Consider the following 24025-nt stretch of genomic DNA (forward strand, 5'->3'; position numbering starts at 1 on the left):
AGGCTGAAGGCCGAGGCTGAGGAACGGGCGCGGATCGAGAACGAACGGCGCGCAGCCGCAGCGGCGGAGGCCAACCGTCGTGCAGCAGCAGAAGCGGCAGAGGCGAACCGGCGTGCTGCCGAAGCAGCAGCCGCAGCGAATCGTCCCAAACCCCCGCCCGTGGTGCCGAAACCAGTCGTCCCGCAGCCTGTGGCTCCCGTCATTGTCCCGCCTCCGACGTCGAGCCCGTCCGCCTTCGGGTTGCGGGCTCCTGTCAGCGGACCGATTACGTCCGGATATGGGTGGCGTCCGACACCGCTGGGAACAATCGATTTCAACGGTACCGGCGGGTACACTCACACGGGCATCGACTACGGCGTCGCGTGTGGAACTCCGCTGTATGCGCCCGCGGCCGGCGAAGTCTGGTATGCGGACTCGAACGTGCTTCCGGGTGCGGGCAACCGGATCGTGTTGAGCCACGGCGTGGTCGGCGGAAACGCTCTGGCCACCAACTTCTACCACCTATCGAACTACGTGGTGGGTCCGGGCCAGCGCGTGAGCGCTGGGCAGCTGATCGGCTACACAGGTACCACCGGTAACTCCACCGGCTGCCACCTGCACTTCGAAACAGTACTCAACGGAAGCCTGGTCGACCCGATGGGCCTCCTCTAGGACTGTCGGCGTGGCCCGGTTGGCGGCCGGACACCGCACGACACAATGAGCTGATCGACGCCGTAGACTAGAACGCACCGTCCGCATCTACGGACTGAAGCGCACCGCACTATTGAAGGAGTTGAACCGTGCCCAAGGAAAGTGGCCGTCAGGTAGTGGCCACCAATCGGAAGGCCCGGCACGACTACCAGGTGCTGGATACCTATGAGGCGGGAATCGCCCTCCAGGGCACCGAGGTGAAATCCCTTCGGGCGGGCCGCGCATCCCTGGTGGACGGGTTCGCCATCTTCTATAACGACGAGCTCTGGCTCGAGGGAATCCACATTCCCGAGTATTCGCAGGGAAGCTGGACCAACCACGCCGCGCGCCGTCGTCGTAAGCTGCTTCTGCACCGCGAAGAGCTGACAAGAATCTCGCACAAGATCCGGGAGAGTGGTTTCACCATCGTGCCGCTGCAGTTGTACTTCCTCAATGGGCGAGCAAAAGTGGAGATCGGCATCGCGCGCGGCAAGCGGGATTACGACAAGCGTCAGACCCTCCGCGAGCAACAGGACAACCGTGAGGCGCAGCGCGCCATGCGAGAGCGGAACCTTGGCGCATGAGCGATGTCTTCTGGGACGCGCAGGAACCGGACGACGTTGAGGAAGGCTCGGAACTCAGGTATAAACGCCCCTGGTGGGTAACGGCAGGTGCTGTTGTAAACCTGCTGTTGCTGTTCGCCGTAGTTCCGGCGGGCTTTCTGGCCCTGATACCGTTCTTCTTCTTGATCTACGTTTTTTTCGCGCAAATTCTCGTGTGGATTTCGCCGGTCCTGATCCTGCTGAATATCGCCGTCTTCTGGTGGAGCTTCCGGCGCAAACAGGCGGCGACGACGGCGCTGGCCGCTCTGGGCCTGGCTTTCGTGGCCGTTTCCTTTGTTGTGTTGATGATCTGGCAGTCGGAGATCGTCATTCTCGGCATCAGGTTCTGACGGGACCTCCGGAACTCCACGTGTCGGGGAATGATTCCAGCGAAGGGTGCGTTAGACTAGATAGCCCGGAGCAATTCGGGGAATCAGCGAGTGGTAACGCTGCTTGAAAATTGAACACGGGGATGACAGGTTTCGACGATGTTAGTCGCGACAGGGGAAGCGGGCCGAGGATACAGAGTTATCTCGTAAACGCTCTCTGTAAAACAATAAGTGCCGAACAGAAGCGCACTGACTTCGCTCTCGCTGCCTAAGCAGCAGAGCTAGTCCGTCAGCCCGGGTATGCTCTCGACCCGGTTCCTGGCGTCATTTAGAGGGCCACTGCTCTTGGTTTTCGTTGCAGGAACCAAGGGGACTCCTATGCAACTGAGCTCGGCAGCCACTTGTTTGCATGATGGCTGGAGCTGAGAAAAACCGACGCAAACTGCGCCCGGAGAAGCCCTGACTAAACTGCATCGGACGCGGGTTCAATTCCCGCCATCTCCACTGACAAAGCCCCGGTTCGCCGGGGCTTTTTCGTTGCTCAGTTTTGCCCGGTGCAGACCCGCAAGTTACGCACACCTCTGTGGTTCGGGCTGCAGAGGTTCTGTACCGTTGATGAAAGTGCCACCTGCTCCCCACCTCTCAGGATTCTCTCTATGCCTTTCCTGTCCCCGCGCTTTCATACCTTTCTACCCGCCGCCATCACGACGGCGGTGCTTGGCACCTTGCTCGCCGCGCCACCTGCCGGAGCTGCTCCCACCCCGCCGGGACAGGGCCTTACGGACGAGGTGGTTGCAGGCGCGTCCAGGGTGGACCCGGTCCCAACCGAATCCACCGACCGCTTCATCGTCAAGTTCGAAGGCGGTGCATCAGCCGCCTCGAACATCAAGGGCAACGCCTTCGGCCGCGTAGCCAAGGACCTGGGAATCTCCGTGAAGGAGGTGCGTCAGACAGTCAGCGGCGCCGTCGTTGTGGAAGCTGCCGGCGAGGTCCCGTCCCAGGGCGCTGACAGCGCGGTTGCGCTTTTGAACTCGCTTCCGGGGGTGGAGTACGCCGAGAAAGACGTGCTCATGCGCCCGCTCGCGGCCGTCAATGATGAATATCAGGGGTTCCAGTGGAATCTCTTCAATGACTTCTCGGGTCTGCGCGTGTCTGCTGCATGGGACCGGTCAACGGGCGCAGGCCAAACGATCGCCATTCTGGACACGGGAATCACCGCGCACAATGACCTGTTGGACAACGTCCTGCCGGGATACGATTTCGTCGCTGACCCCGAGATCGCGGTCGACGATACTGGCCGCGATGCCGACCCAAGCGACCCGGGCGACGCTTGCCAGGACCCCGAACTAGGCGAAGCTGGCGCGTCCTCCTGGCACGGAACCCATGTGGCGGGCATCGCCGCGGCCAAGGGCAACAACGCTATCGGCATAGCAGGAGCAGCTCACGGCGCGAACCTTCTTCCAATCCGCGTTATGGGAGCCTGTGGCGGGGATCTTCTGGATACGGTCGACGCGCTCACGTGGGCAGCGGGCGGCATGGTGAGCGGTGTTCCCGCCAATGCGAGCCCTGCCCGGATCATCAACCTGAGCCTGGGAAGCGAGGGTGCCTGCAGCCGCACCCTGCAGAACGCTATCGATTTTGCGGTGCAGCAGGGCTCTGTCGTCATCGCTGCGGCCGGCAACGAGTTCCAGCCCGCAGCGAACGTGATGCCGGCGAACTGCAGGAACGTGGTCACCGTAGGAGCCACCAGCAGGGCAGGCGACAGCGCCAGCTACAGCAACTATGGTCCCGAAGTGGACGTCAGCGCGCCGGGCGGAGACGGAAGTACCGGTAGCGAGAACATCCTGTCGACCTTCAACACCGGGATGACCACGCCCGGCACCGCAACTTACGCGTACATGCAGGGCACATCCATGGCCGCCCCGCATGTCGCCGGGGTAGCGGCATTGATGCTTTCGATCAACCCGGCGCTGACTCCCGCACAGATTGAACAGATGCTACGCGATTCCGCCCAGCCGTTTCCCGGCACGTGCGCCGGGGGCTGTGGTACCGGCATCGTCGACGCCACCGCCGCTGTTACCCTGGCCGCCGGCGTCAGCAGTTCGCCTTCTCTGCGCAGTTCCGCCGACGTCGTCGCTGCGGACTCCGGTGGCACTCTGTGGAACTATCCGTCGAACGGCAGGGGCGGTTTCCTGCAGCGCGAGAAAGTGGGTAGCGGATGGTCGTCGCTGAAGCAGGGTTTCGTCACTGACTGGAACTCCGACGGCGTCCTGGACATCATCGCCCAATGGAAGGACGGACGACTAACGTTCTATGCCGGGCGGTACGACGGCGGATTCGCGACCGCGAGGTCAATCGGAACCGGATGGGGCGACTATTTCATAACCGTGGGAAAGTGGCGATCCTCAGATCGCTTCCCGGGCATTGTCGCCACCGATCCGAACGGCGCTCTCTGGTTCTACGCAAACGCCAGCGGCGGGGCGCTGAGCCCCCGGACGGGTATCGGTACAGGTTGGCGGGGACTGTACCTCACCATGACCGACTTCGACGGTGATGCGAGGATGGACATCCTTGCGAAGCGGGCTGACGGGAATCTGATTCAGTACCGGTCTGACGGAAGTGGGCGCTTTCTGGCAGAAGCGCGCAAGACCGTCGGAAGCGGCTGGCAGATCGCCGACTCCATGGCACCGACAACAGGGTTCACCGGAACGGGACAACAGGGTCTGATGACTCGGCTCACCGACGGATCACTTGCCTACTATCCATACGCGAGTGGAGGCTGGGGAGCGCGTTCCATCGTCGGCTCTGGTTGGGGCAGCTTCAACCTCTTCCGCTAAGCCTCCCACCGGCAGGCACGAGGACAAACGTAGACTGTGCGTGTGAGCTCGATGAATGACCGCCCGCCGTGGCTGCCGCCTTTGCCGCCGCCCCACCGCGGCCGGGCGTTGATCACGGTCGGGCTGGTGCTCGTCATCGCCACCTTTATCTACATCTTCGTGATGAGCTATCTGGGCGGGACTCACACACTTTACACACTGCTTCCCCTCGCGGTCGGACTGATCTGCCTGATCGTGGGCCTTACTCGACGCAACGAAGGGCGGTAGCTCCGACATGAACCGAGATCCGGAGGAAACAGTGAGTGAACCCGCATGGTGGACAGGTGCCGTTGTCTACCAGATCTACCCCCGCAGCTTCGCAGACTCCAACGGGGACGGTATCGGCGACCTCCGTGGCATCATCAGCAAGCTCGACCACCTGGAGGAGCTTGGTATCGACGTTGTGTGGCTTTCGCCGATCTACTCTTCACCGCAGCATGACAACGGTTACGACATCAGCGACTACCAACAGATCGACCCGACCTTCGGCACGCTTGAGCAATTCGACGAGCTCCTCGAAGGAGTGCACCAGCGCGGCATGAAGCTGGTCATGGACCTCGTGGTCAACCACACCTCCAGCGAACACCCGTGGTTCCGTGAGTCTTCGTCGTCGACCGATAATCCCAAACGCGACTGGTACTGGTGGCGGGATGCCCGGGAGGGTTTCGAGGCCGGCGAGAAAGGCGCCGAACCCACCAACTGGGGTTCAGCCTTCAGCGGCCCCAGCTGGACGCTGGACCCGACGACAGGTCAGTACTACCTCCATCTCTTCGCTCCCGAGCAGCCTGACCTGAACTGGGAGAACGCGCAGGTACGGCAGGCGGTCTACGCGATGATGAACTGGTGGCTGGACCGCGGGGTCGACGGCTTCCGGATGGATGTCATCAACTTCATCTCCAAGGATCCGGCGCTGCCCGACGGCCCGGTACAGCCTGGCAAGCTCTGGGGCGACGGCTCGCAGTATTACATCTCCGGTCCGCGCATCCACGAATACCTTCAGGAAATGCATCGTGAGGTTTTCGACGGCCGCGAGGCGGAGCTGATCACGGTCGGCGAGATGCCCGGCGTCACCATCGACGAGGCGAAACTCTTCACCGATCCCACCCGACGTGAGGTGGACATGGTCTTCCAGTTCGAGCATGTCGGACTCGACTACGGACCAGGCGGCAAATGGGACTACAAGGGCCTGGACCTCAGGGATCTCAAAACCTCCTGGAACCGGTGGCAGAAGGGGTTGGCGCAGACGGGCTGGAACAGCCTGTACCTCAACAACCACGATCAGCCGCGCCTCGTCTCCCGTTTCGGCAACGACGGCGCGTTCCGCTACGAATCGGCCACGCTCTGGGCGGCGTTGCTCCACCTGCACCGGGGGACGCCGTATATCTACCAGGGCGAGGAAATCGGCATGACCAACGCGCCGTTCGAGACCGTCGAAGACTTCCGGGATATCGAATCGATCAACCACTTCTACGAGGCGACGGGCCCATTGCGCCACGAGCCTGAGGAAGTACTGCGCAATCTGCGGATCATGAGCCGGGACAACGCGCGCACACCGGTGCAATGGACCCCGGGTGTGCACGCAGGGTTCACGACCGGAACGCCGTGGATCGGAGTCAACCCGAACCATGCTTCGATCAACGCCGAGTCGGACCGGGCGTCGAGCAGGTCTGTGTTCCGGTTCTACCAACAGCTCATCGAGCTGCGGCACAAGAACGAGACGGTTCGCCTGGGCAATTTCGCGATGCTGGCGGAGGACCATCCCACGCTTTACGCGTTCACGCGCACGCTTTCGGGGAGCAAGCTTCTGGTCGTCGGCAACGTCTCCGGTAGCGACCTCGCACTGCCCGATGACCCGTCGCTGAAGGACTCGTCGCTGAGCGGGTCGCTGGTCCTCGGAAACTACGACGGCGGGCTGACTCCCGAACTGCGTCCCTGGGAAGTACGGGTCCTGCAGATGACCTGATGCCGAGTGGCAGGACATACCCCTTCTCACCCCCGAAGAAGGGCAAGTCCTGCCAACTCATGGACTAGCGCTCGGCAATCAGCGTTTCGGCGTAAAGGTCGAGCAGTCCTGTCATGCCGCTGTGGTGCATCGCGCGCCGCTGCCGGACCGCACCGGTTCCCCGGTCCCAGACGGTCTTGAGCCCTGCGAGGACCCAGTTCGTGTCACCGGCTGCATCCAAAGCCGAGCCGGTGTACTCAAGGAGCCGGTCCATTTGTTCACGGGCGGGCACCAGCTTGCCGCTGAGCGGATTGACGACGACGTCGCTCAGACCCTGCCGCGCCGCCTGCCACTGCGCTGCATCCAGCAACTCCGCGTCAGGGTCGGCGTACGGCTTTCCGGCTAGTGCGTCGTCGACCGCGGTGGTCACAAGACCGCGCACAAGCGCAGCGATCAACACCGAATCCTGCGCCTCGAGCTGTGAGTCCGCCGTGCGCACCTCAAGGGTGGGGTAGTGATCCGACAGCCGCGCCACCCACGTGAGGACTCCGCGGTCGATGATGACACCGGTGTCCACCAGTCGCTGGATACGACGTTCGTATTCCCCGGCGTCGGCGAAGACCGGCGGGCAGCCCTGCACCGGCCAGCGTCGGTAGTGCACGGTGCGCCAGCTTGCGAAACCGCTGTCGCGGTCGAGCCAGAACGGCGAATTGGTGCTGAGGGCCGTGATAATCGGCAGCCAGGGGCGGATGCGGTTCAGCGCCTGGACTCCGGTCTCCTTATCGGGAACTCCCACGTGAACATGGAGCCCGTTGACGAACTGGTCAGCGACGATCCCGGGAGCGCTCGACTTCAGCTCGTAGTAGCGCTGTTTGTCCGTGAGCTGCGGGTATCCCTCCTCGATGCGGGGCGCCGTCGCCGAACCGCTCGCCCGTACCCCTGACTTCCTGGCCGCCGCTGAAAGCTGACGCCGGAAATTCAGCAGGGATTCCTCCGCTTCGGTAAGCGTCTCGCACACCGGCGTCGCAGTCTCGATCTGGCAGCTCAAAAGCTCCCGCTGTATATCTTCGGTACTGATGGAGTCGCCGGTCTCCAGAAGCGCCTGCACTTCCGTCGCATTGAATACGGGCAGGCCTGATTCCGGATGGAGCAGGAGATACTCTTCTTCGATACCCAGGGTGGTCATGGGAGCCTTTCGATGCATCGACGGTTCGCACCCAGTCTAGGCAGGCCGCGTCGCGTCGAGGGACCGCACGGTCACAGAAGGCTCGCTCCGTGCAGCCCCAGCCACGCTGCTGTGAGACCACACACCAGATTTGCACTCACATGCACGACGGCGGCGCCCCGCCTCCCGCCCTGCCACAGCGAGGCAGCAGCGACCGAGAAGGTGCTGAACGTTGTCAGGCCACCGGCCAGCCCGGTTGCCCACACGGAGTACCAGAAAGGGTCGAGCGCAGAGCTCTGGAGCAGCCCCCACAGCACGCCGATCGCACCGGATCCGAGAATGTTGACCACGAGGGTTCCCCCGGGGAAGGGGGGACGGGGCGGCACAGAGTGCCGTCGTCGTGCGCGGAGTGTTTCAAAAGACCTGTCGACGGCGAAGCGAACCAGAGCGCCGGCAGAGCCGGCAAGACCCACGACCAGCGCCGCGATCATGCCGACTTCTTCCGCCCGAGAGCCATCCCGGCGGCCGCTGCGGCCAGACCGAGCACCACGGAAACGCCGAGGTACGGCAGCAGGAGATCCGGTTGGATTACCCCGGTCAGGGTGATGGCCGAGAAGGTGGTGAAGGAGGCGATGAGGCCGGGCCCCACGGCGGCCTGCACCCATCGGGGGCTCCGCGCTCCTCCGGACCAACGGACGGTCAGCAGGCCCAGCAGGAAACTCCCGACCACGTTGATGGTGAGCGTGGTCCACGGGAACGAACCGGCCGGCTCTGGAAACAGCAGGCTCAGGAGGTACCGCCCTTCCGTTCCGGCGAAGCCGCCGGCGGCCACGGCAACCCAAACCTTCCAGCCGGCGCGGTCCGGTGCACCGGGTCGAGATGCAGTCATCGCACCAAGCTACAGCCAGTGTGCTCGCCGACCGTTTCCACCCAGATCGCCCGGGTGAGTTCATCCCCGAGACTGAGCTCGCGCGCAGCACCGCCTGTGCCGACGCGCGCCTGAAGCGGACCTCCGAAGGGGGTACGCCCCACAACAGTCACGGCCGAGCCGATGCCGATGCCCTCGTCCGCCAGGAACCTCAGCAGCTGCGGATTCTCGTCACTGATTCTGGAGACGCGTCCGGAGTGCCCGTCGTCGAAGCTGCCGAGGGGGAGCGCGTCGGGAAGCGTGATGGACCCCTCGGCGGTGGGGATCGGGTCACCGTGGGGATCTATTGGAGGAAAACCGAGGCGGGCGTCCAGCCGGTTGATGAAAGTGTCGGAGACGGTGTGTTCGAGTAACTCGGCTTCGTCGTGTACCTCGTCCCAGCGGTAGCCGAGATCCTGGACCAGAAAGGTCTCGAGGAGCCTGTGCCGCCTGACCATGGCCAGCGCGAGACGTAGGCCGCTTGGCGTCAGCTCGACAGGCCGGTACGGCGTGTGATCCACCAAGCCAAGCTCCGCCAGCTTCCGGATCATCTCGGAGACGGAGGAGTTGGCCACTGACAGCCGGGCTGCCAGCCGTGAGGATGTCACCGGCTCGTCGTGCCACTCCGACAGTGCATAGATGGTCTTCACATAGTCCTGCACGCTGGAGGAGTCGCTGCCCGACGGGTTGGGCTTTGTCGCCACGTCAGCCGGCCGTTCCAGCAGCGGAGCCGGCGCGCCGCCGTCGTCGTTGCCTCAGCTGATGGATGAGTCCGGTGCGCGGTGCTGCGAAGTACGCGACAGCGAAGGCAACCGCCTGCGCGAGTACCACGGACGCCCCGGTGGAAAGGTCGAGGTAGTAGCTGGCATAGACCCCCGCGACGGCGGCCGTGGTGGTGATCACGACGGCGAGGATCAGCATGCGGTCGAAGCTGCGTGACAGCAGGAACGCCGTCGCGCCGGGGGTGATGAGCATTGCCACCACGAGGATGATTCCGACGGCCTGTAGTCCTACCACGACACTGAGCGCAAGCAGCCCCAGCAGCAGCGCGCCCAGCGCTTTGGTGTTGAGCCCAATGACGTGGGCATGAGTCCGGTCGAACGCGAGCAGCGTGAGATCCCGCCGCTTGACCAGTACGATCGCGAGGGTCAGCGCACCGAGGATCAGCACCTGCCAGAGTTCACCGTCTGTGACTCCAAGAACGTTGCCGAAGAGGATATGCATGAGATCCACCTGGGACGGCGTTCGCGAGATGATGGCCAGGCCCACGGCGAACAGTGCCGTGAACACCACGCCGATGACCGTGTCCGACTTCAGCTTCGTGGTCGACTTGACTGCCCCGATGAGGGCAACCGCTCCGGCGCCGAAGATGAAGGCGCCAATGGAAAACGGAACACCGACTATGTAGGCCAGGGCGACGCCGGGCAGCACAGCATGGGAGACGGCGTCGCCCATGAGCGACCAGCCCATCAGGATGAGCCAGCACGACAGGACGGACGCGACGACGGCGGCCGCAAGGGTCACGAGCAGTGCGCGGGTCAGGAATCCGTACTGAAGCGGCTCGAGCAGAAAGGTCAACGGGTCCATTTATGCTCCCGGAGCGGTAGGAGTAGTGACGGACGAAGTGCCGGCCGCGCCGAAAGCTCTCGCCAGATTGGCATGGGTGAGCACATCACTGGGCGTACCCTCGGCAAGGATGCGCTGATGAAGGAGGATGGCGCGGTCACAGAGGCGGGGTAGGCCCGCGAGGTCATGGGTGGAGATGAGCACGGTCCGGCCCTCACTCTTCAGTTCGTGAAGGAGCTCGACGATGGTGGCCTCACTACTCTTGTCGACACCGGCGAAGGGTTCATCGAGGAGGAGGAGTTGCGCGTCCTGAGCGATGCCGCGCGCAACGAAAGCCCTCTTCTTTTGACCGCCGGATAGTTCGCCGATCTGGCGATTGCGCAGTTCGGTGAGGCCTACCCGCTGCAGTGCATCCTCCACGGCGGAGCGGTCGGCACGCGTGGGATGCCTCAGCGGGCCCATGTGCGCGTAGCGGCCCATCATGACGACGTCGCCGACGGACACGGGGAAGCTCCAGTCCACGTCCTCGGACTGTGGAACATAGGCGACCAATCTGCCTTTCCTTGCGGCGGTGGACGTCTGGCCGAAAAGCGACAGAGAACCGTGCTGCGCGGTGACCAGCCCCATCAGGCACTTGAACAGCGTCGACTTCCCAGAGCCGTTCACCCCGATCAGGCCGCAGACCTGGGCACGGTCAAGGGTGAAGCTCACGCTGTCGAGGGCAGTGACATCGCCGTAGTGGACACTGAGGTGCTCGACGGCGATTGCTGGCTGGGTAGCGCCCGCAGCGTGTGAAAGGGTCATGGGGCCAATCCTTCGACGATGAGATCGATGTCGTGCCGTAGGAGGTCAAGGAAGGTTGGCACAGGGCCGTCGGCCTCGGAGAGGGAGTCTACGTACAGCGGTCCAGCCAACGCGGCGCCGGTGCTCCGGGCCACCTGCTGCTGCGCCGAAGGGTTCACCGTGGACTCGCAGAAGACGGTCGGAACATCGTGCTCCTCGACAAAGGAGATGACGTCCTTGATTTGGCGTGGAGTACCCTCATTGTCGGAATTGACCGGCCATATGAAGGCTTCCTCCAATCCGGCGTCGCGGGCGAGATAGGAGAAGGCGCCTTCGCAGGTGACCAGGGCGGGTGTTGCCGTACCGGTCTCAAAAGCCGACTGCAGTTCGGCAAGCAGGTTCTCAAGCTCCTGCTTCAGCATGTCGCCGTTCGCTTCGTAGTCCGCTGTGTGGGAGGGATCGAGGTCTGAGAGAGCGGCGACTATGTTGTTGACGTAAATCTGCGCTGCCTTCGGCGACATCCACGCGTGCGGGTTAGGCAGACCCTGGTAATCGCCGGAACGGATATCGACAGGATCAACGCCCTCGGACAATACGACATGCGGCGCATCCACGGACACAACGAACCGCTCGAACCAGCGCTCAAGGCCCAGCCCGTTGTCGAGGATCAGATCGGCCTGCTGCGCGCTGATGAGGTCGGATGGTGTGGGTTCGTAGCCGTGGATCTCCGTGCCAACCTTGGTGATTGATTCCACGCGCACGTGATTCCCGGCCACCGTGCGGGTAAGGTCGGCGAGCACCGAGAACGTAGTCAGGACGACCGGCCGCGGATCCTCGCCGGCTCCGGTTCGTTCCACCCGCGGTCCAGTACAGCCCGAGAGCAGAAGAACGGCGATCATTAGGAAAGCCGTAACCAAGAATTTCGGCATACCGAAACCATAGCGCTGAGCGAGTGTTTTCGCCACCGCCCGCGGGGCGCCCCCTCGACAGCGACGCGCCCCGCGGTGCAAGGTGGCACCATGGCTTTTTACGTTGAATACACCGTGTCGGCCGCTGCCGATGAGAAGTTTGAGATGCCAGTCAGCGACGAGGAATCGGGTTACACAGTTCCACTCACTGAAACTGACGCGCCCGTAGTCACAGCGGGCGCGCTTCCCATCCGAAGCGGTGTCTTCGGCTCGTCGGCGGAGGAGGCTCGAAAGGCTGCCGAGGAAATCATTGCGCACAGCAAGGCGTCCGAAGCGAAACTGTATGAAGATGGTGACAACTCAGACCAGATGGGTGCCGGCACACTGATTGCAAGCTACGCCGAAGGTGTCGGCTGGACCGACCGTTAGACACCAACTATGAGGCACGGAACGTCTTCAGGATCGACACACAACTTCAGGATCAGCACACACGGAGGGTATGAGGGATGAGCAACGAATCGCAGTATGAAGAAGAGCCGCGCCAGCACACCGAACAGCCGGCGGAGGGGAAGCCCTCCCAGGATCCTGCTGATACGGGGATACACTCGCAGGACCCGGCTGAGGGCGCAGATACCGAATCGGAAACTTCTGACGACTCAGGGCAAGACTAGAGGCGAGTGGCCCGCCAGCAGTAGGTCAAATACGGGAGCGGCAGCACGGCGTCGGCCTCGTGGCCGAGGTGGTCGTGAAGATACCAGCGCAGGTTCGACTCGACCTTCGCACGGACACCGGGAGAAGCGTTCTGGTAATAGCTGCGGGACCGGGCGAGTTCCACGATGTCCGGAACCCGAATGGACTGCGCCCAGCCGACTACCTTCGATTCCGGTACCGAGAATCCGGGGCCGAGGGCAGGGCGATAGCTGGGTTTGAAGACATCGCCAGCGTGCATGATCCTCGAGAGCCGGTGCACCCAGGGCATGCTCACATCCAACTGGTTCCAGACCAGAGCGAAACTACCACCCGGGATGAGGATGCGCGCAGACTCGGCGCTCGCGGCAACAGGATCGCACCAGTGCCACGCCTGCGCGATGGTGACAAGGTCGACGCTCGCGGTATCGAGTCCGGTCGCCTCCGCAGTGCCCTCAGTCCTTCTGACATCGGGAAGGTGCTGGGCGAGGATTGAAAGCATGTCGTCAGAGGGATCGACTGCGGTCACGTCCGGGCAGCGCAGCGCCAGCTCCCGTGTGAACTTACCGGTTCCCGCGCCGACGTCTGCGACGCGTTGTGTCCCCGCCGGCACCAACCAATCCACGGATGCAGCAGGGTAGCCGGGACGGACACGGTCATAGCGTTCACTGTCCTGCAGGTAGCTCCGCGCCATCTCACGACGGCGGTGCGCGGCGAGACGCGGACCTCCAACGCCCATGACGGCAACTCCTGGATTGACGGGTACAGCCGGACGGCTACAGAACCCGTCAATTAAATCATCCGTCGGCAGTCCCGGTCCCGCTCGCGAATGTCAGTCGGTGGTGCAGGGGGCAGCCCCGGCCGTTCCGGGCGTATGTGGAGCCCAGTCGGGGAAGGCCCGTGTCTCCACTGCAGGCACCCAGCGTCCGGCGTCAACCACGTAGTCGGTTCCCAACCCGTTCCTGATGAGCGAAGCGAGGCCTGCAAGCAGCCTGTCGACGTCGTCGTGCCGGGAGCCCAGGCCGAAGCTGGCGCGGAGTGATCCGGAGGGCAGGCCGAGACGCTTCAGCAACGGGTGCGCGCAGAACTTCCCGTCGCGAAGCCCCACGCCATGCTCAGCGGAAAGATATGCGGCGACGAGGCCGGCGTCGTAACCGTGAACTGAGAAGTTCACCACTCCTATCGCATCGGTGCTGTCCGAGAAGATACGGTGCACCGTCACGCCGGACAGGGCGGCAAGCCCTTCAATCAGAGCGTTCCGGAGAGCCGACTCGTGCGCGAGCCAGTCATCCGCATCGAGAGCCGCGAGGACTTCTGTCGCATGCGCGAGCGCTGCCGCGCCGAGGACATTCGGGGAGCCGCCCTCATGCCGGGCTGGGCCGGTTGTCCAGGACACCGAATCAACCTTCACCGTTTTCACAGCTCCGCCACCGGCGAGGTGCGGCGTCCCGGCGTCGAGCCAGTCAGGCCTCCCAACCAGCACACCGGCTCCGAAGGGGGCGTACAGCTTGTGACCGGAGAAAACGACGTAGTCGATGCCATCCCTGACGAGGTCCAGCCGCCGGTGCGGGGCCAACTGGGCGGCGTCGACGACGATGCGCGCCCCGTGCTCATGCGCCACACGGGCGAGCCGGTCGATCGGCAGGATCTCCCCGGTGACGTTCGAGGCGCCCGTCACGGCGAGGAGACTCACCCGGCCCGACTCCAGTTCTTCCTCCAACGCAGTCAGCGTTCCTTCGATGGTCTCTGCTGCGACGATTCCGCGGTGAGGGCGGTCGAACCAGGGGAGGAGATTGGCGTGGTGTTCCAGGTCGAGGTAAAGAACCTCCCCGTCCACCGGTACGCAGCCTGCCAGGAGATTGAGGGAATCCGTGGTGTTGCGGGTGAAGATGACCGCGTCGTCTTCTCGGCCACCGACGAAGGTCCTGACCGTTCTCCGAGCGTTCTCATACAGAGACGTTGAAATCTGCGAAGCGTATCCGGCACCCCGATGAACGCTCGCGTAGTAGGGAAGCACGCGCTGCACATAGTCATTTACCGACTGAAGCGCGGGCGTAGATGCTGCGTAATCCAGGTTGACGTAGCGAACCGTCGCGCCGTCAATCACCGGTGCCTGCAGTTCTGCGCCGAGAACTGCAGCAAGTGGTGCAGTGGTCAGCCCATCAACGTCTTCGAGAAGTGCATTGGTCACAGGAATTTACCCCACAAATTCTCATGGGGCTCCACCGAGGTTGGCCCCGCGCTTGCCGAACCAATTTTCTGGACGGCCTGGTCGTCACCCGGGGCACCCCACCGCGGAAGGAGGGTTGCCGGCCAGCAAACCGGGGTTTAGCGCTGGCACTCGTGACCTAGTAGTTCAGAATAGGGCAGTCCCGAATAAGATGCGGATTTTGTTACGCGGCGTTGTCAGGCGCCGGCGCCTTTCTGCAGGAGATCGTCCAGCGAGGGGTTGAGCATCTTCAGCACATCGTTGTGCAGAATGCTGTTGGTAGCCAGTGCGTTCCCGCCGAAGGGGCCGTCAGCACCTTCGAGTGATGTGAACCGCCCGCCGGCCTCCGTAACAATGGGCACCAACGCAGCCATGTCGTACAGATTCAATTCCGGTTCGCATGCGATGTCCACTGCACCCTCCGCGACCAGACAGTACGACCAGAAGTCGCCATAGGCGCGGGTACGCCAGACCGAGTCGGTGAGCGACATAAACTCGTCTAAGTTCCCGCGTTCCTTCCACCCGGTGAGGCTGGAATAGGAGAGGGAGGCGTCCTCCAGCCGGGAAACGCTCGAAACCCGCAGGCGGGTTGCTGCGGCAAGCGACTTGCCCATGAACGCACCGGTTCCGGTCGCCGCCCACCAGCGCTTGCCCAGGGCAGGAGCGCTGACGACGCCGACAACCGGACGACCCTCATCAACGAGGGCGATGAGGGTTGCCCACACCGGAACCCCTCGGACGAAGTTCTTGGTGCCGTCGATCGGGTCGATGATCCATCGCCGGGAGCCGGCGCCGCTGCTTCCGAATTCCTCACCGAGAACGGCGTCGCGGGGGCGGGCTCGCGACAATTGTCCGCGGATAGCTTCTTCGGCCGACTTGTCGGCATCCGTGACCGGAGTGAAGTCAGGCTTGGTTTCAACCGCCAGATCCAGTGCCTTGAACCTCGACATGGTCTGGTCGTCCACGGAGTCGGCCATTACATGGGCAAGGCGGAGGTCATCGTTGTAGCTCTGGAGGTTCATACCCTTCAACCTATATGGTCAGGGCTTCCAGATGCGCCAGGTCGGAACTGGCGCGCTGGCGTGGACATGGACGACTTTCAGAACCACGATCTTAAACGAAAGAAAGGCGCACCGGCCGATTGGCCGGTGCGCCTTTCTTGGAAGCTCTAAGCCTTAGAGAACGGAGATGTTCTCAGCCTGGGGGCCCTTGGGGCCCTGGGTGGTCTCGAAGCTGACCTTCTGGTTCTCCTCGAGCGAGCGGAAGCCGCCGGAGTTGATTGCGGAGAAGTGAGCGAAGACGTCAGCGCCGCCGTCATCAGGAGCGATGAATCCAAAGCCCTTTTCAGCGTTGAACCACTTGACTGTACCTGTTGCCATTTTTTTATTCCTTGAGTGTGAGGATCCCCCCGTACTTCGGGGTTCCCGTCGCGGTGTTCATTTCGCCTGCAAAAAAAGCTTTCGAACTCCGTAGAGAAATCAAGGCTTAACATTCGTGCGCAACACAACAACTTCCATCAGTCTAGCAGGCATTGGGCCGCTGTAAACGCATTTCTTATTGCAGGCCCAATTCCTTGGTTCCCTGGGTGGGTTCAATGCCGGCGCCGAGAAGCCGCCGAAGGGAAGCAAGGCGTACGGGGCCGGACTCTCCGGCTGCCCCGGAATCAACCCATCCGTCCAGTCCGCAATTGACCGCAGAGTCGTCGTGCCTGCACCCTCGTTCACATTCTCCCGTTCCGGGTGCGAGGTCAGGGAATGCAGCAAGGATGCGGTCGGCGTCGACGTGGGCGAGGCCGAAAGAGCGTATCCCGGGCGTGTCGATGATCCAGGTTCCGGGGGCCGAATCGGCGGCTTTCAGCGCGTACGCCGAAGATGAGGTGTGGCGTCCGCGGCCGGTCACCGCGTTCACGCCGCCGGTTGCACGATTCGCTCCAGTAAGGGCATTGACGAGCGTTGACTTGCCCACGCCCGAGTGGCCCAGAAGCACGCTCACCCTACCGTCCAGAAGACCCTTCAAACGTGCCACCGCACCGGGCGCTAAGAGGGCGGATGTGCCGCTGGCCGAGGTTGTTGCCACGGCATCGGGGGTGGACGCGGTCTGGCTGGTGATGATCGGCAGGTCAAGGTGCTCGTAATTGGCCAGCAGTTCCGCAGGATCCTTCAGATCCGCCTTGGTGACGCAGAGCAGCGGCTGGATGCCGGCGTCGTACGCGGCGACCATGGCGCGGTCGATGAAACCGGTGCGGGGTTCCGGGTTGGCGGCCGCCACTACGATCACCAGCTGTTCAGCATTAGCAACCACCGCGCGTTCCACCGGGTCGGTGTCATCGGCGCTGCGGCGCAGGAGAGTCAGACGATCCTGTATCCGCACCAGACGGGCCAGGGTGTCCGGCTCGCCGCTGACGTCTCCCACGAGGGAGACAAGGTCCCCGGCCACGACGGGGGAGCGGCGGAGTTCGCGTGCACGGGCAGCGATGACCACCCGCTCCGCCTCGGTGTCCTCGTCCACTATGGCTGTATACCGACCGCGGTCGACCGTGATGATGCGTCCTGTCACTGCATCGTCGTGGGCCGGGCGGTCTTTGGTGCGCGGACGGGAGCCCTTCTTGTTCGGCCTGATGCGTACGTCCGACTCATCCCAGGAGGAGGTCCCGCGCCGGGAACCGGCTGGTGTCACCGCGAGCCGCTCGATTCGGCCGTGGCCGTCAGCGCTTCCCAAAGGGCAGGGAACTGCGGCATGGTCTTCCCGGTCGTGGCGATGTTCTCGACCTCGACGCCTTCGACTGCAAGACCCAGGATCGCTCCAGCGGTGGCCATGCGGTGGTCATCATAGGTCTGGAAACGGCCGCCGTGGAGTGCGGCCGGACGGATGATCAGGCCGTCTTCGGTCTCTTCCGCGTCACCACCCAGACGCGTGATCTCGGCGACCAGCGCTGCCAGCCGGTCAGTTTCATGCCCACGCAGGTGGGCGATGCCCGTCAGCAAGGACGGTGACTGGGCCAAAGCGCACAGTGCTGCGACGGTGGGTGCCAGCTCGCTCGTGTCAGCCAGTTCAGCGCCGCTGACCACTCCTGATCCGCGGACCACGAGGGTGGAATCGTCGGTCAGCTCGACCTCCGCGCCCAGCATCGGAAGGATGGTCCGCCATTTCTCGCCGACCTGCGTGGTGTCTCGCGGCCAGTGCGGCATCCGGACGGTGCCCCCAGTTGCGACCGCGGCCGCAAGGAATGGTCCGGCGTTGGAGAGATCGGGTTCGATCCGTACGTCGAATGCGCCGATGACTCCAGGCTCCACACGCCAGGAATTCGGGACGGAGTCATCCACGGTGACGCCGGCCTCACGCAGCACCCGAACCGTCATGGCGATGTGGTCCAGGCTGGGAACCTTCGCGCCCGAATGCTGCAGGTGAAGGCCGTTGGTGAACCGGGCGCCGACGAGAAGCAGTGCCGAAACAAACTGCGACGAAGCGCTCGCGTCAATAACCAGCGGCCCGCCCTCAACCGCGCCGGAGCCGACGACGGTGAATGGGAGGGCGTCGTCGTCGTTCTCAAGCTGGACACCGAGGCCCCGGAGCGCGCTGATCACGGCACCCATCGGACGGCGACGCGCGTGGGGATCGCCGTCGAAGGCAGTCCGGCCGTGACGGAGCGCAGCCAGCGGAGGCACAAAGCGCATGACCGTGCCTGCCAGTCCGCAATCAACGCTTGCATCGCCCGACGCCCCATCGGGGATGGGGGTGACAAGAAGGTCCGGCCCGAAACTGCCGTCACCGTCGACCTCCTCGACACCGGCACCGAGCGACCGCAGCGCGGCGACCATCAGTTGCGAGTCCCGCGAATGCAGGGGAGCGCGCAGCCGGCTTGGTCCGTCGGCAAGCGCAGCGAGTATGAGGTACCTGTTGGTCAACGACTTTGAGCCGGGGACCTCAACGGTTGCATCGACGGGACCTTGTGCGTGGGGTGCAGGCCAGAATGACGTGGCCGATGGTGCAGCGGACAGCGCGTTCATTCCCCTTAGCTGCCCGTGACTTCCGAGGCGGTCTTGCGCACAGCCTTCTCGGCCTTCCTGATGCCCTTCTTGGTGTCGTGAGTGAGCGCCAGGGCGTTACGACGGGCATCTTCGGCGAAGTGTTCCGCGCGCCAGGCCCAGCTCGGACGGCCGTTTGTGTCCACCGCTGCAAGCAGCACGGCACCGATCAAGGAGATGTTCTTGAGGAGCTGATTGCGCCGGTCCTTGCGCGCCTTCGCTGTGGAGGAGTCGGCATTGTTGAACTCGACGACGGCATTGAGGGTGGACGTACCGACCAGTATGACCGCCGAAAGTCGGGAGAAACGCCCGATTCCCAGCAGCACGGCAGCACCGATATGTGCGGCGCCGAGTACCTTCGCTACGCGCTGTTCGTCGCTCGCCACCGATGCGGCGGAGGGCACCATCTTCGTGATGCGGTCCAGCGTGGGACGGAGGGCGGTGGCCGCGGCGTCGGTGTTCCGGAGCCGGTCAAGGCCCGTCAGAACGAAGCTGCTGGCAAGCAATGGGCGGGCGAATACACGAACAAGGGTCACAATGCCTCCTGGCTTCCAGCACCATCAAGGGCACCGGATCTACTCATGCGAACAAAGTCAGTTACAACCGTGGATGGATGAGTCTAGTTTTGCACCTTTAGCGCAACGAGGCGATCCAGTCCCGGGGCCTGCGACGGAATATCCCACCCCGGCTTCTGGTTAGCGATAGGGAAGCCCGGATGAGGCAGCAGACGATACGAGGAGCAGATGGGTACAGCGACATCGGTACGGGACCATTTTCCGCTTATCCAGGTGGACGCACCGGCACGGCCGGCGCCGCGCCGTCAGACCGTCGGACGCGTAGACTTTGCAGCAATGAATACCACAGCCGCGGCGGGACCCACCCCGACCGAAGATGAGGAACTGGATCTGTCCACCGAGTCCGTTGCGGAACGGACGGCGCGGTTCGAGCGGGACGCCATGCAGTACGTGGACCAGCTGTATTCGGCTGCCATGAGAATGGCTCGTAACCCCGCTGACGCGGAAGATCTGGTGCAGGAGGCCTACACCAAGGCTTTCTCCGCCTTCCATCAGTACAAGCCGGGAACCAACCTGAAGGCCTGGCTGTACCGGATTCTCACGAACACGTACATCAACCTGTATCGCAAGCGGCAGCGGGAACCCCTGCAGTCGAATTCGGACACCATCGAGGACTGGCAGCTCGCGAAGGCAGCCGAGCATACCTCGTCAGGGCTGCGGTCGGCTGAGGTTGAAGCACTCGATCACCTCCCTGACTCGGACGTGAAGCAAGCTTTGCAGGCAATTCCGGAGGAGTTCCGCCTGGCGGTCTACTTCTCGGACGTCGAGGGTTTCGCGTACAAGGAAATCTCGGAAATCATGAACACCCCCATCGGCACCGTGATGTCACGGCTGCACCGCGGACGCAAGCTCCTCAGGGACCTGCTGTCCGAGTACGCGCACGAGCGCGGAATGGGCGGTTCGGCACGCGCTTCCACCGGAGATGGTGGAACTACACAGGAGAACGGAAAATGAGCGACTGCCACAGCCTTGGCGACTGCGACGACTCACGCATCGAGCGGCTGTATGAGTACCTTGACGGGGCTCTCTCGCACGCTGACCTGGTCGAAATCAAGGACCACCTTGAGGATTGCCCGGAGTGCGCCCAGGAACACGATCTTGAGTGCCTCATCCGGTCTGTAGTGAAGCGCTCCTGCACAGAGGTCGCGCCTGCGAAACTGAAGTCGAACATTCTGGACCGGATCAGCCAGATCAAGACCGTCGACCACTAGCGTCATCTGCGCTCTGTTGATGGCCAGCCCCATACAAACAGAAGAACCCCCGTACGAGTACGGGGGTTCTTCTGTTTGCTTTGACTGTGATGTCAGGTGTTGGGGCGCTTACCGTGGTTAGCGCCGCCGCGCTTGCGATCACGGCGCTTGCGTGCACGCTTGCTCATGGCTGCCTCCTTACGTTGCCTATAGGGCTTTTGCCGATCGACCACATGGGTCCGGACTGCCCTCCAGTCTCCCACACCCGGACGCACTGAACCTAAACGGCCGGGGCAGTCGGCGGCTACCTGCTCGCACCGGTGCCTAGGATGGAACGGAATGATCCGAGCGACCCCGGAGCAAAGGAGCGCCGATGCGCGCAGTGTACGCAGAGTCCCTGTCCGCCCAGTCCCCGCTTGACGGGTTGAGGGTGGGAGAGCTTCCCGAACCGAAGCATCCCGGAGAATTCCGCAGGGTGCGTGTCCGGGCGTCCGCTCTGAACCACCACGATCTGTGGTCATTGCGGGGAGTGGGCCTCGGACAGGACAAGCTGCCGATGATCCTGGGCTGTGACGGCGCCGGAGTGGACGACGACGGTAATGAAGTCCTCATCCACAGCGTCATCTCTTCTCCCGACTGGCAGGGCGACGAGACGCTGGATCCCCGCCGCTCGCTCCTCTCAGAACTCCATCCAGGCACGATGGCCGATTACGTCTGGGTGCCGGCACGTAATCTGGTACCCAAACCGTCCGGTCTGAGCTTTGAGGAAGCAGCGTGCTTACCGACGTCCTGGCTCACCGCATACCGGATGCTGTTCACGACGTCGCCGGCCGCTCCGGGCTCCACCGTTCTGGTGCAGGGCGCGGGGGGAGGGGTCTCCACCGCGCTCATCCTGCTCGCCGGCGCGGCGGGCTACCGTGTGTGGGTGACCAGCCGCAGCGAGGCTAAACGTGAGCTGGCCCTGAAGTTGGGAGCGCACGACGCGTTCGACGCCGGTGCTCGCCTTCCGGAGCGCGTTGACGTCGTTTTCGATTCGGTCGGGGAAGCGACCTGGGCGCATTCGTTGAAGGCACTCAAGCCCGGTGGCGCCGTCGTCACCTGTGGCGCGACAAGCGGACCGAGTCCGTCGGCGGACCTCAACCGCGTTTTCTTCCTCCAGCTGCGGGTACTGGGTTCAACGATGGGCTCCCGCGATGAGCTCCAGCGACTGGCGGAGTTTCTTGCCGTCACTGGCGTGCGACCCATCATCGATTCCGTGTACCCGCTGGAAGACGCGCGGACCGGATTCGAACGGATGGCCAAGGGTGAGGTTTTCGGAAAGGTCATTTTCAACCACGGGAACTGAACCGCGACTTTCCGAGGGGGACGGCTACGGCCGCTGTTTCGATGAGAGCGACGCCCGGATTGATGCCTGTGCCTGGCGTAGGACTGTCACCACAGTTTCGGCGACGGCATCGCTGATTCCCTGCTCGGTCTCGGCGGCGTGTCTCCGCAGCTCCATGCGAACGTCGTCCCGGAACTGGTTGACGACCATTTCAAGTTCCTTCAGCGATCGCCGCTGGTCGGAACGGCTGCTGTCCGCAGCCGCCTGCCGTCCGGACCGGCGCGCACTTTCGGCCGACGCCGCAAGGTCCGCCCGAAGGCCGCGCATGTTTGCCCGGATCTCCTCCCGCAGGCCATCTGCGAGCCGGCGTATTGACGCGGAGATGTCCTCCTCGATGTCAGCAAGCTCCCCGCGCCGTTCCGTTAGTTCGCGGCGCCCTTCTTCGGTAATGAGGTAGGTGGTTCGACGCCCCTGTGCCTGGGTTGACACCAAGCGCTCCGCCTCCAGCTTGGCCAGCCGCGGGTAGATAGTGCCTGCGCTGGGGGAGTAGGTCCCACCGAACCGGTCTTCAAGGGCCCGGATTATCTCGTATCCATGTTTGGGGCCGTCCTCAAGGAGTGCCAGCAGATAGAGACGCAGAGCGCCGTGGGCGAAGACAGGGGGCACTAGTGCCCACCGTCCTGTGCTTCGCCGGCACCCTGCTCGGCGGCTGCGTCCGGGGAACGATGGAAGATCGCCACATCACCCGAAACAGAGTTGGCCCGCACCGTCAGGGTGGAGCCGGAGGAGCCCGGCTCGATGAACGTATTTTTCCCGTGACCGGTGAATTTTCGGTTGTTCACGGAGAGGGAGCCCGAAACGGTGGAGGCCGCGACGTCGACTCCGAGCGTCTGCGACAGCCGTACGACCAGGTCACCGGAAACGGTTCGCGCGGCCAGGTCCCGGGGCTCCCCCAGGAGGTCCAGGGTGACCGCCCCGCTGACGCTATTGGTGCGGATGCTTTCGCAGTAGCCCGAGGCTGTGACCTCACCCGAAACGGTCTTGATCACCAAATGCCCGGAGTGATGGCGCACGATGGCCTCCCCGCTGACGGTATTGACCGTCAGCCTTCCGGAGGTGTCATCGGCCATGATGGAACCGGACACGGTGTCGATGGATGTGTCCCGCGTACCGCACGCCAGTCCGTCGCCGCTGACAGTCCTCAGCGCAACAGAGGTTCCTTCGGGTACCGCGATGCTGATGACGGCGGCTTCCTTCGGCTTGCCCAGAATTACCTGGCTCGTGACTCCCAGCCAACTCCGGGACGACCCGCTGAGGTGCGAGATTTCCAACGCGCCCCCGTTCAGGCGGACGTCGATGGGCTGCCCCTTGACGTCGGAGACCTCCACCCGGGTTGTCGGCTCATCATGCACCAGGATGTCAATGCGCCCGGCGATGATGCCCGCCTTCACGGACAGCACGTCATCGAACTCAAGGGTCTGAGGAGTTCCGATCTCCCAACGGTCCTGCTGCATGGCTGCTCCTGGGGTATGGATAGAGGAAAAACGCGATATATCGCGTTAGCAACACGATATATCGCGTCTTCAGGTCCAGGCAAGGCAGCTGGGCACCTTTTTCTTAGAAGTGCCGTCAGAGCGGCGCTGGAATCTCCAGCCACTGGAACCAGCCTCGGTGCAGAACCAGCCACGCCATGAGCCCATAGCCCGCCTGACCGGGGCCGCCGCCGTTCGCCGCCAGATCGGAGCGCCACTGTTCATGCGCGTGCAGGGGAGTGAATGTATCCACGAAGACGTGTTTGCGGCGCGTGGTTACGTCCGCGAAGGCCGCGGAGAGATCGGCGAGACGGCGGTTACGGTCAGAATCCAGTCCGGGCGGCGGACCGACAACCAGAACTTTGATGCTCATTTGCGCTGCACCGTCGAGAATGTTGGCAAGGTTCAAGCGACTGCGCGCGGTAGAGATATCGAGATCGAGGTCGCGATCGGAGAGCGCGATGACCAGCCGGTTCTCCGTGTGAGCCGAGAACCTCCGACCAGCTTCCTCCAGCCAGCGCGCAGCGAGCGCTTCGGTACCCTCACCGGGGGCTGCCAGGCTGAACGCTTCGAGCGTGGCATTGTCCGGGGTGGTACGCGCCAGGACACGGCCAATCCATCCCAGAGCACGGGGATCACCCAGACCCGCAAGGAGTTCGTCTCCCACTGCGGCAAGCCTTATTCTGCGCTGTTCCACTTATCACCTCGGGTTTGCTGGTCGTGGTCGGTTCTCGAT

The 24025-nt window shown here is 63.4% G+C and carries 29 protein-coding genes, 1 other RNA gene and 1 riboswitch; of the genes, 12 read left to right on the plus strand and 18 right to left on the minus strand.

What is annotated here, in order from left to right; genetic code table 11:
• The 7 genes from RIF85_RS04580 to RIF85_RS04610 all read left to right on the plus strand — a co-directional run.
• The coding region (locus tag RIF85_RS04580; protein ID WP_309070733.1) for a M23 family metallopeptidase at window positions 1–651 on the plus strand (651 nt) is incomplete at its 5' end.
• A 128-nt stretch (window positions 652–779) separates the two neighbouring features.
• Complete coding sequence (gene smpB, locus RIF85_RS04585; RefSeq protein ID WP_309070734.1) at window positions 780–1253, plus strand: SsrA-binding protein SmpB; 474 nt, start codon at window positions 780–782, stop codon at window positions 1251–1253.
• A complete protein-coding gene (locus tag RIF85_RS04590; RefSeq protein ID WP_309070735.1) occupies window positions 1250–1621 on the plus strand; it encodes a hypothetical protein in 372 nt (123 codons plus the stop codon). Before smpB ends, RIF85_RS04590 begins: the two co-directional genes overlap by 4 nt.
• Window positions 1622–1739: 118 nt before the next feature.
• Window positions 1740–2107: a transfer-messenger RNA gene (gene ssrA, locus RIF85_RS04595) on the plus strand.
• A gap of 149 nt (window positions 2108–2256) precedes the next feature.
• Complete coding sequence (locus tag RIF85_RS04600) at window positions 2257–4437, plus strand: S8 family serine peptidase (RefSeq protein ID WP_309070736.1); 2181 nt, start codon at window positions 2257–2259, stop codon at window positions 4435–4437.
• 42 nt (window positions 4438–4479) lie between these two features.
• Window positions 4480–4704, plus strand: coding sequence for a hypothetical protein (locus tag RIF85_RS04605; protein ID WP_309070737.1), 225 nt, complete (start codon window positions 4480–4482; stop codon window positions 4702–4704).
• Between the two features lie 7 nt (window positions 4705–4711).
• Window positions 4712–6439 carry an alpha-glucosidase gene (locus RIF85_RS04610; protein ID WP_309070738.1) on the plus strand — a complete coding sequence of 576 codons (1728 nt, stop codon included), beginning with the start codon at window positions 4712–4714 and terminating at the stop codon, window positions 6437–6439.
• Between the two features lie 64 nt (window positions 6440–6503).
• Here the strand turns inward: RIF85_RS04610 and RIF85_RS04615 are convergent, their stop codons facing one another.
• The 7 genes from RIF85_RS04615 to RIF85_RS04645 form a co-directional block, all read right to left on the minus strand.
• A complete protein-coding gene (locus RIF85_RS04615) occupies window positions 6504–7604 on the minus strand; it encodes a glutamate--cysteine ligase (protein ID WP_309070739.1) in 1101 nt (366 codons plus the stop codon).
• Between the two features lie 71 nt (window positions 7605–7675).
• Window positions 7676–8074, minus strand: a complete 399-nt coding sequence (locus tag RIF85_RS04620; protein ID WP_309070740.1) for a CrcB family protein — start codon at window positions 8072–8074, stop codon at window positions 7676–7678.
• Window positions 8071–8472, minus strand: coding sequence for a CrcB family protein (locus tag RIF85_RS04625; RefSeq protein ID WP_309070741.1), 402 nt, complete (start codon window positions 8470–8472; stop codon window positions 8071–8073). Before RIF85_RS04625 ends, RIF85_RS04620 begins: the two co-directional genes overlap by 4 nt.
• Entirely contained in the window at window positions 8469–9194 is a 726-nt protein-coding gene (locus RIF85_RS04630; RefSeq protein ID WP_309070742.1) for a metal-dependent transcriptional regulator, read from the minus strand. The genes RIF85_RS04625 and RIF85_RS04630 overlap by 4 nt, the downstream gene beginning before the upstream one ends.
• 1 nt (window position 9195) lies before the next feature.
• Window positions 9196–10077 (minus strand): metal ABC transporter permease, encoded by an 882-nt coding sequence (locus tag RIF85_RS04635; RefSeq protein WP_309070743.1) that lies wholly within the window; start codon window positions 10075–10077, stop codon window positions 9196–9198.
• On the minus strand, window positions 10078–10860 hold the full coding sequence (locus tag RIF85_RS04640; RefSeq protein ID WP_309070744.1) for a metal ABC transporter ATP-binding protein: 783 nt from the start codon (window positions 10858–10860) through the stop codon (window positions 10078–10080).
• Window positions 10857–11768, minus strand: a complete 912-nt coding sequence (locus RIF85_RS04645) for a metal ABC transporter substrate-binding protein (RefSeq protein ID WP_309070745.1) — start codon at window positions 11766–11768, stop codon at window positions 10857–10859. Before RIF85_RS04645 ends, RIF85_RS04640 begins: the two co-directional genes overlap by 4 nt.
• Window positions 11769–11858: 90 nt before the next feature.
• On the opposite strand from RIF85_RS04645, the gene RIF85_RS04650 reads away from it, so the two are divergent.
• On the plus strand, window positions 11859–12176 hold the full coding sequence (locus RIF85_RS04650) for a hypothetical protein (RefSeq protein WP_309070746.1): 318 nt from the start codon (window positions 11859–11861) through the stop codon (window positions 12174–12176).
• A 77-nt stretch (window positions 12177–12253) separates the two neighbouring features.
• Entirely contained in the window at window positions 12254–12418 is a 165-nt protein-coding gene (locus tag RIF85_RS04655; RefSeq protein ID WP_309070747.1) for a hypothetical protein, read from the plus strand.
• Here the strand turns inward: RIF85_RS04655 and RIF85_RS04660 are convergent.
• The 7 genes from RIF85_RS04660 to RIF85_RS04690 form a co-directional block, all read right to left on the minus strand.
• A complete protein-coding gene (locus tag RIF85_RS04660) occupies window positions 12415–13173 on the minus strand; it encodes a class I SAM-dependent methyltransferase (protein WP_309070748.1) in 759 nt (252 codons plus the stop codon). The two genes, RIF85_RS04655 and RIF85_RS04660, sit on opposite strands and share 4 nt — an antisense overlap.
• A gap of 93 nt (window positions 13174–13266) precedes the next feature.
• Complete coding sequence (locus RIF85_RS04665) at window positions 13267–14625, minus strand: aminotransferase class V-fold PLP-dependent enzyme (protein WP_309070749.1); 1359 nt, start codon at window positions 14623–14625, stop codon at window positions 13267–13269.
• Between the two features lie 43 nt (window positions 14626–14668).
• A riboswitch (SAM riboswitch) is annotated at window positions 14669–14783 on the minus strand.
• Between the two features lie 57 nt (window positions 14784–14840).
• The gene (hisN, locus tag RIF85_RS04670; protein WP_309070750.1) at window positions 14841–15665 is read right to left on the minus strand and encodes a histidinol-phosphatase; all 825 of its coding nucleotides are present in this window, start codon (window positions 15663–15665) and stop codon (window positions 14841–14843) included.
• A gap of 153 nt (window positions 15666–15818) precedes the next feature.
• Entirely contained in the window at window positions 15819–16022 is a 204-nt protein-coding gene (locus RIF85_RS04675) for a cold-shock protein (RefSeq protein WP_026545912.1), read from the minus strand.
• A 175-nt stretch (window positions 16023–16197) separates the two neighbouring features.
• On the minus strand, window positions 16198–17319 hold the full coding sequence (gene rsgA / locus RIF85_RS04680) for a ribosome small subunit-dependent GTPase A (protein ID WP_309070751.1): 1122 nt from the start codon (window positions 17317–17319) through the stop codon (window positions 16198–16200).
• Entirely contained in the window at window positions 17316–18650 is a 1335-nt protein-coding gene (aroA, locus tag RIF85_RS04685) for a 3-phosphoshikimate 1-carboxyvinyltransferase (protein ID WP_309070752.1), read from the minus strand. Before aroA ends, rsgA begins: the two co-directional genes overlap by 4 nt.
• Before the next feature lie 5 nt (window positions 18651–18655).
• Window positions 18656–19204 carry a DoxX family membrane protein gene (locus RIF85_RS04690; RefSeq protein WP_309070753.1) on the minus strand — a complete coding sequence of 183 codons (549 nt, stop codon included), beginning with the start codon at window positions 19202–19204 and terminating at the stop codon, window positions 18656–18658.
• Window positions 19205–19411: 207 nt separating this feature from the next.
• On the opposite strand from RIF85_RS04690, the gene RIF85_RS04695 reads away from it, so the two are divergent.
• Together RIF85_RS04695 and rsrA are read left to right on the plus strand one after the other, a co-directional pair.
• Window positions 19412–20197, plus strand: coding sequence for a sigma-70 family RNA polymerase sigma factor (locus RIF85_RS04695; RefSeq protein ID WP_375164386.1), 786 nt, complete (start codon window positions 19412–19414; stop codon window positions 20195–20197).
• Window positions 20194–20454, plus strand: a complete 261-nt coding sequence (gene rsrA / locus RIF85_RS04700) for a mycothiol system anti-sigma-R factor (RefSeq protein WP_309070755.1) — start codon at window positions 20194–20196, stop codon at window positions 20452–20454. Before RIF85_RS04695 ends, rsrA begins: the two co-directional genes overlap by 4 nt.
• Window positions 20455–20546: 92 nt before the next feature.
• Here the strand turns inward: rsrA and RIF85_RS15925 are convergent, their stop codons facing one another.
• The gene (locus RIF85_RS15925; protein ID WP_369299106.1) at window positions 20547–20621 is read right to left on the minus strand and encodes a 50S ribosomal protein bL37; all 75 of its coding nucleotides are present in this window, start codon (window positions 20619–20621) and stop codon (window positions 20547–20549) included.
• Window positions 20622–20806: 185 nt separating this feature from the next.
• Here RIF85_RS15925 and RIF85_RS04705 point away from each other — a divergent pair, with 185 nt between their 5' ends.
• Window positions 20807–21778: a zinc-binding dehydrogenase gene (locus RIF85_RS04705; protein WP_309070756.1), complete on the plus strand. Its 972-nt coding sequence runs from the start codon at window positions 20807–20809 to the stop codon at window positions 21776–21778.
• A 24-nt stretch (window positions 21779–21802) separates the two neighbouring features.
• Here the strand turns inward: RIF85_RS04705 and RIF85_RS04710 are convergent, their stop codons facing one another.
• The 3 genes from RIF85_RS04710 to RIF85_RS04720 all read right to left on the minus strand — a co-directional run bounded on the left by RIF85_RS04710 (window position 21803) and on the right by RIF85_RS04720 (window position 23986).
• Complete coding sequence (locus RIF85_RS04710) at window positions 21803–22423, minus strand: PadR family transcriptional regulator (RefSeq protein WP_309070757.1); 621 nt, start codon at window positions 22421–22423, stop codon at window positions 21803–21805.
• Entirely contained in the window at window positions 22423–23271 is an 849-nt protein-coding gene (locus tag RIF85_RS04715) for a DUF4097 family beta strand repeat-containing protein (protein WP_309070758.1), read from the minus strand. Before RIF85_RS04715 ends, RIF85_RS04710 begins: the two co-directional genes overlap by 1 nt.
• A 115-nt stretch (window positions 23272–23386) precedes the next feature.
• Complete coding sequence (locus RIF85_RS04720) at window positions 23387–23986, minus strand: GDSL-type esterase/lipase family protein (RefSeq protein WP_309070759.1); 600 nt, start codon at window positions 23984–23986, stop codon at window positions 23387–23389.
• Window positions 23987–24025 lie beyond the last annotated feature (39 nt).

The organism is Arthrobacter sp. (genome assembly GCF_031179385.1).
In the GTDB taxonomy this organism is placed as follows: Bacteria; Actinomycetota; Actinomycetes; order Actinomycetales; family Micrococcaceae; genus Arthrobacter_D.

Bases quoted from the DNA above. Each gene is read 5' to 3' on its own strand.
- RIF85_RS04655 (WP_309070747.1), top strand. From the start codon at position 12,254: ATGAGCAACGAATCGCAGTATGAAGAAGAGCCGCGCCAGCACACCGAA.
- RIF85_RS04600 (WP_309070736.1), top strand. From the start codon at position 2,257: ATGCCTTTCCTGTCCCCGCGCTTTCATACCTTTCTACCCGCCGCCATC.
- RIF85_RS04675 (WP_026545912.1), bottom strand. From the start codon at position 16,022: ATGGCAACAGGTACAGTCAAGTGGTTCAACGCTGAAAAGGGCTTTGGA.
- RIF85_RS04695 (WP_375164386.1), top strand. From the start codon at position 19,412: ATGGGTACAGCGACATCGGTACGGGACCATTTTCCGCTTATCCAGGTG.
- aroA (WP_309070752.1), bottom strand. From the start codon at position 18,650: ATGAACGCGCTGTCCGCTGCACCATCGGCCACGTCATTCTGGCCTGCA.
- RIF85_RS04635 (WP_309070743.1), bottom strand. From the start codon at position 10,077: ATGGACCCGTTGACCTTTCTGCTCGAGCCGCTTCAGTACGGATTCCTG.
- RIF85_RS04650 (WP_309070746.1), top strand. From the start codon at position 11,859: ATGGCTTTTTACGTTGAATACACCGTGTCGGCCGCTGCCGATGAGAAG.
- RIF85_RS04645 (WP_309070745.1), bottom strand. From the start codon at position 11,768: ATGCCGAAATTCTTGGTTACGGCTTTCCTAATGATCGCCGTTCTTCTG.
- RIF85_RS04590 (WP_309070735.1), top strand. From the start codon at position 1,250: ATGAGCGATGTCTTCTGGGACGCGCAGGAACCGGACGACGTTGAGGAA.
- hisN (WP_309070750.1), bottom strand. From the start codon at position 15,665: ATGAACCTCCAGAGCTACAACGATGACCTCCGCCTTGCCCATGTAATG.
- rsrA (WP_309070755.1), top strand. From the start codon at position 20,194: ATGAGCGACTGCCACAGCCTTGGCGACTGCGACGACTCACGCATCGAG.
- RIF85_RS04640 (WP_309070744.1), bottom strand. From the start codon at position 10,860: ATGACCCTTTCACACGCTGCGGGCGCTACCCAGCCAGCAATCGCCGTC.
- RIF85_RS04660 (WP_309070748.1), bottom strand. From the start codon at position 13,173: ATGGGCGTTGGAGGTCCGCGTCTCGCCGCGCACCGCCGTCGTGAGATG.
- RIF85_RS04615 (WP_309070739.1), bottom strand. From the start codon at position 7,604: ATGACCACCCTGGGTATCGAAGAAGAGTATCTCCTGCTCCATCCGGAA.
- RIF85_RS04705 (WP_309070756.1), top strand. From the start codon at position 20,807: ATGCGCGCAGTGTACGCAGAGTCCCTGTCCGCCCAGTCCCCGCTTGAC.
- RIF85_RS04620 (WP_309070740.1), bottom strand. From the start codon at position 8,074: ATGATCGCGGCGCTGGTCGTGGGTCTTGCCGGCTCTGCCGGCGCTCTG.
- RIF85_RS04610 (WP_309070738.1), top strand. From the start codon at position 4,712: ATGAACCGAGATCCGGAGGAAACAGTGAGTGAACCCGCATGGTGGACA.
- RIF85_RS04715 (WP_309070758.1), bottom strand. From the start codon at position 23,271: ATGCAGCAGGACCGTTGGGAGATCGGAACTCCTCAGACCCTTGAGTTC.
- RIF85_RS04625 (WP_309070741.1), bottom strand. From the start codon at position 8,472: ATGACTGCATCTCGACCCGGTGCACCGGACCGCGCCGGCTGGAAGGTT.